Here is a 5,275-nt window from a genome sequence, read left to right as displayed (position 1 = left end):
AAAATCAGGTTTCAATTTGCCGATTTCTCGCCCCACGATGTTAACGTGTACCATAGTGTGCTCTCGGAGCCCTATGACGCGCTGATATTACGGGGACATCGGTCCCCGCGACCAGGAAGGGGTGAGGAACGCCCGCAGGTCGCTCATCAGGCCGGGACGTTGCCGCGTCTCCGCAAGCGCGGAAAGAAAGCTTTCCGCCCAATGTTCGACATCATGGACCAGGAGATGCTTGAGCATGGGGCCGTGGCGTTCGCGCCGCTCGGCCAAAGGCATTTCCAATGCGCGCTTCAGCGCCGCTGCCACGGCCTCGCTATCGTGAGGATTGACGATCAGCGCCCCGGTGAGTTCCGCAGTCGCGCCGGCGAATTGCGAAAGGACGAGCACTCCCGGATTCTCCGCATCCTGCGCCGCGACATATTCCTTGGCGACGAGGTTCATGCCCTCCCGAAGCGGCGTAACCAACGCCACATCGGCTGCGCGGTAGATGCCCGAGAGCGCGGTGCGTGAATGGTAACAATTGACATAGCGTATCGGCGTCCAGGACGCCTCGCCATAACGGCCGTTGACTCTGGCGGTCAGCGTCGTCGCTTCATTCTCGGTCGCGGCTTGGTCCGTGATATCGGAACGGCTTCCTGGCGTGATCTGCAACAGGGTGACCCGTGATCGCCACTCTGGGTTGAGTTCGAGAAAGCGGTCGAAAGCGTTGATGCGTTGCACAATGCCCTTGCAACAATCGAGGCGGTCGACGCCAAGCACGAGACGCAACCCCTTGAGGCTTTCTCCGATTTCCCTGGCGAGCGGCGAACGCGCGGCATTGCGCGCGAGGCGCGCGTAAGTGGCAGTCTCGATACTGACCGGAAAAGCGCCGATGCGGGTCTGGCGTCCGTGCACTTCGAAAGTGAGGGCGCGCGCAGCCTTGGCGCCCGGTATCGTCAAGACGTATGCTGCGAAATTATCGCGATCGTTCTCGGTCTGAAAGCCGACGAGATCATAGTCTGTAAGGGCGCCGAGGATCTCCTGGTGGTGCGGCAATGTGCGCAGAATATCCAAGGGAGCGCAGGGGATGTGCAGGAAGAAACCAATCGGATTGAGATGCCCTCGGGCGCGCAGTTCGCGGGCCAACGGCATCAGGTGGTAATCATGCACCCAAATGACATCGTCTTCTCTGACGAAGGCGCTGAGTCTTTCGGCGAAAAGGCGATTGACCCGCATATAGCCTGATTGATTGGCGCGCGAATATTCCTGCAAATCGACCCGATAGTGCAAGATTGGCCACAAGACCCGATTCGCCAGCCCATTATAATATTCCTCAAAATCATTTTTCGACAGATCTATGATGGCGTAGGTTATATGATTGCGCTCGACGGTGCGCGGTTCGGCTGGCTCTGTGTCGTCGATCTTGCCGCTACAGCCAAACCATACGCCTGTGCGGTTTCTCAGCGCAGCTTTCACAGCGACCTCGAGTCCCCCCGCGATCTGTTTGTTGCCCTGCTCAGGCACGGCTACTCGGTTTGAGACAATGATCAGACGCGGGCCTCTGCTTCCTCCCTGCTCGACGACGCGGCGTTGGTGATCCCCGCCATCGTTGTCTCGACTGGGCGCGGTTCCTGTGGCCTCCTCCTGAGCGCCGATCGTCCGATCCAGTACGCTGGATCCCCCATCGGCGCGTGCTCGCACTGTCGCCATGGACCAGCTGCCCAGTGCGATCAGACTGCTTGCGATCAAGTTATGTTCCAGCATACCTCCGCCTCTTGCGAGCTTGATACGAGTCAGAGAATACCGGTTCCCGCCGTGGCGATAGGGTCGGATTTTACCTATGGGACCGGGAAAGACGAGTGTCCCCTCAGGACGTCGCCCTCGAGCGCCTCCTCCACGATCAGGACGCGGCGCCAAGCGAACGGGGACGCGGCGCGTCGGGCGATGCATCTTTCAAGCCCGCCCTCACAGGAGGAGGAAAACCCGAGGGTCTCACGCCAAAACCAGATAGCCGGCAAAGGAGCCGTGATTTCGGATAGGTGAGTAGATTCCGAGCCTGGCCCTATCAAGAGTTGAATGCTAGCGTGTAAAGACTTGTCGCCCGTGTCGCCCCTGTCGCGAAAGTGTGAGCCGGGGGACACTTACCTTGATGCATATGGCCACAGTTTTCCGGGTCGAATCCATGTGAAAATTACGTTCGACCGGAAACCGGACGTTCTCCCGGGATTAGGAATGTCGGTCGAGCCGCCCACTACGATTCGATAGAACGCACCCGGGACGGCGGGGACCCCGCCCGCGGCGGCGCTTTGATCCAAGAACGAAATTGAACACAGGTTGCGGCTGTCCGGGCGCCGTCGCCTGTAAAACGGCGGGTATTTTAGCGGCCGCTTCGGCATGTTCAGCGAGCGCCGCAGGTGACATGCCGAGCGCGCCCTCAAAGGAGCGGTCGGGCGCCTTCATCAGTTGGCGAAGCAACTCCGCGCCGCGCCCGGCGTGCCGCAAAGCCACGGCATGTTTCCCGTCCCGTATCTTGACGCCCGCTGCTGACAACAAGATCAACGCCTTGAAGAGCATACGCAACGAGCTACCTCGCTCCGCAACTCGCCAAAGGCTTTCCCAAGCCTCGTGAGCCTCCCAGTAATAGCCGTGATTGAAGAGATCGAGACCCCAGAGGAATGAGTCTGAGCGAAACGACGCCTCCGCGGCAACGGGAATCGGTTCGACATGGTAGCTATGTCCCGTGGGATCGCGCGTGGGATGCGGTTCCCGACCCGGCAGATACGCGTAGGGCGGAAAGCACTTCTGCGATAGCCAGCGCGGACGTAGCATCGAACCATAACCATCAGGTATTATCGGGACCTTTGCGCAGCCGTACGCTCATAACGCCATAGGCATTACGATATCGACTGTCACCCCGTCATCGCAGCGCCAGTCCATGCTCCACATGCGTGCTCAGCGACGAGCCAGGCCGGCCTAGCCTCTGCCAGCAGAGGGTGATGTGGGGCCGATGTACTGCTTGGCCAGATGCAACTGATAGCGGTGGTCCCGCCCGAATTCTCTGGCATTTCGAAGTAGACCAACGGCGGCGGGTGCGAAAGCTGTCTCCGATGGCCTTGGGCCGAGATTTGGCTGGCTCTTTCAGGTCCTATGACATACTTGCGATCCACGCATATCCTAGATTTATCGCGCAGAGAATGCTGAGATAATAAGATCGCCGCAGGCTGGAGGGACCTGCGATGAGGAGTCCGTCAGCGATCATGACGGACAGCAACACTGTCCCGGCGGCGAGGCCCGCGCCGAGCACCCCGGGGTCGTTGCGGCCGAGAAGCAGCGTGAGCGCCATCAGGATGATCGTTCCGCCGAGCAGAATCCACAGCAGCATCAGGCCCCGCCGGACCCCCAGGCGGTGCGTCAACCCGTCGACGCCCACAAGTCGGTCCCGCTCAACATCCGGAAGCGTGTTGGCGATGTTGAGGGCCACGGCGAGCAGCGCGAGCAGCGGATAGGCGAGTAGCAGCGCAGGGGTAAAAGTCCCCTCGGCGATGAAGGCCCATATCGGGAGAGACGGGTAGAAGAACACGAACGGGAGCCAACTGATCACCGTCGCCTTGGCCCAGAAATTATAGGCTAGCCCGGCGAGCCAGAGGGGAACGATCATCGCCGCGGCGGCAATATTGAAATAAAGCGCCGCCACCACGGAGAGCGCCGCGGCGCCGATCCAGGCGACGAGCGCCGCCCCGCGTGGCACATCGCCGGCCGCGAGCGGCTTTTCAGGACGGCCGGAGGCCCTGTCCACGGCCTCGTCGCAATAATCGTTCATCGCGCCAATGGAATAGAGCAGGAGGTAGAATACGAGAAACGCGACGAAGAGGTCGACAAGCGGCGCACGGCCATTCCGTGCAGTCGCGACGAATAGGACGACCGCGGCAGCCGTCGCGAAAGTCGGCAGCGGATGACCCAGACGATAGAGCCCACGTACGTAACGCCCGCGGCGCCACGACGGCCCGTCGGTTGCGGTCGGCAAGAGCGGCTTCATTGTGATCCTTCCCGCGGTCGATCCCAGCCTTGTCTTGCGATCATGCAGTCGCTCCTCGCTTGTTACTCACGCTCGCCTCGGGCGGAGACGGAAAGGCACAGACCGTTCCGGCTGCATGCTGACGACAGCGGCCGGAACGACTGGCCGCAGATCGGCAAGGCCAAGCTCGAAGGTCTGGACGAGGATGGCCAGCACCAGCACGGCCTCGGCGAGCCCGAACTGGGCCCCGACACAAACTCGGGGCCCAGCGCCGAACGGCATGTACGCGTAGCGTGCAACCTGCCGATCGCCGAGAAAACGCGTCGGATCGAAGGCGTCCGGGTCCGCCCAACGTCGCCGGTGACGGTGCAAAACCCACGGAGAAATGATGACCAGTGTCTCCCGAGGGATTTCGACTGCGCCGCAGCGATCGGCCCCGACGGCCTGCCGGGCGATCAGGAAGGCGGGCGGGTAGAGGCGCAGTGTCTCGGATACGACCGCTCGCGTGAACGGTAGCCGCTGAAGGGCGGCGCCGGCTGAAGCCGACCCGAGATCGAGGCCCCGAACCTCAGCAGCAATGTGAGCCTGCGCCGCCGGCGCTGCCGCCACCAGAAATGCTGACCAAAAGATGGCGAGAGCTGTGGTTTCGTGCCCGGCCAGGATCATGGTCGCCACTTGGTCACGCAGCTGATCCGGCGAGAGTCCGAGCCCGGTGTCGGGGTCACGGGTGGCCTTCAGAAGGTCAAAGAGGTCGCGGGCGGCATCCTCGGCAGGCGCTTCCGGCCGGGCGGCGACGACCGCGTCCATGAGCCTGGTCCACCGGGACCGGAAGAGGCGGCGGGCGATGTCGCGCGGCGAGGGAACGGTCCGCGGCAGAAGGATGTCGAGGACGCCCGGCCGACCAAGCCATGGTCGGTAACTCTCGATCATGGACCGGAGTGCCGCGCCGTAGGGCCCCAGATCGAGCGAAAACATCGAGCGGGCGGCGATCTCGAGCGAGAGATGCTGCGCCGTCGCGAGCAGATCCGTCGTGTCCGCGCGCGCAGCCCTCAGCTCGGCCATAGTCTCGTGCGTCGCGCCGGCGACATGGCGCGACAAAACGGGCAAGAACCGGTTCGCGAAGGCCGGCGCCACGGTGCGCCGCTGCTTCTTCCAGTCGTCCCCTTCGCTGAGCAGCAGCCCGTCGCCGACGATCGGCGCGAGGATGCGGACCGTCGGCGGCGGCCGGCGATAATTCTCAATATTGTCGACCAGGACCCGTTGGATAGAATCGGCGCCGTTGAG

The 5,275-nt window shown here is 62.5% G+C and carries 4 protein-coding genes; all 4 read right to left on the bottom strand.

Translation table 11 applies throughout. From position 1 onward, the window contains the following. Nucleotides 1–87: 87 nt before the first annotated feature. Nucleotides 88–1,740, bottom strand: a complete 1,653-nt coding sequence (locus ACLP25_RS05250; protein WP_442468173.1) for an alpha,alpha-trehalose-phosphate synthase (UDP-forming) — start codon at nucleotides 1,738–1,740, stop codon at nucleotides 88–90. Nucleotides 1,741–2,202: 462 nt separating this feature from the next. Further along, nucleotides 2,203–2,805 carry a DUF309 domain-containing protein gene (locus ACLP25_RS05245; protein ID WP_442468172.1) on the bottom strand — a complete coding sequence of 201 codons (603 nt, stop codon included), beginning with the start codon at nucleotides 2,803–2,805 and terminating at the stop codon, nucleotides 2,203–2,205. A 316-nt stretch (nucleotides 2,806–3,121) separates the two neighbouring features. Further along, on the bottom strand, nucleotides 3,122–4,012 hold the full coding sequence (locus ACLP25_RS05240) for a UbiA family prenyltransferase (protein WP_442468171.1): 891 nt from the start codon (nucleotides 4,010–4,012) through the stop codon (nucleotides 3,122–3,124). A gap of 66 nt (nucleotides 4,013–4,078) precedes the next feature. Then, on the bottom strand, nucleotides 4,079–5,275 hold a 1,197-nt coding region (locus tag ACLP25_RS05235; protein WP_442468170.1), incomplete at its 5' end, for a cytochrome P450.

This window comes from Roseiarcus sp. (genome assembly GCF_052145395.1).
In the GTDB taxonomy this organism is placed as follows: domain Bacteria; phylum Pseudomonadota; class Alphaproteobacteria; order Rhizobiales; family Beijerinckiaceae; genus Roseiarcus.
This window is presented reverse-complemented; position numbering and strand designations above follow the sequence as displayed.

Bases quoted from the DNA above. Each gene is read 5' to 3' on its own strand.
- ACLP25_RS05250 (WP_442468173.1), bottom strand. From the start codon at position 1,740: ATGCTGGAACATAACTTGATCGCAAGCAGTCTGATCGCACTGGGCAGC.
- ACLP25_RS05245 (WP_442468172.1), bottom strand. From the start codon at position 2,805: ATGCTACGTCCGCGCTGGCTATCGCAGAAGTGCTTTCCGCCCTACGCG.
- ACLP25_RS05240 (WP_442468171.1), bottom strand. From the start codon at position 4,012: ATGAAGCCGCTCTTGCCGACCGCAACCGACGGGCCGTCGTGGCGCCGC.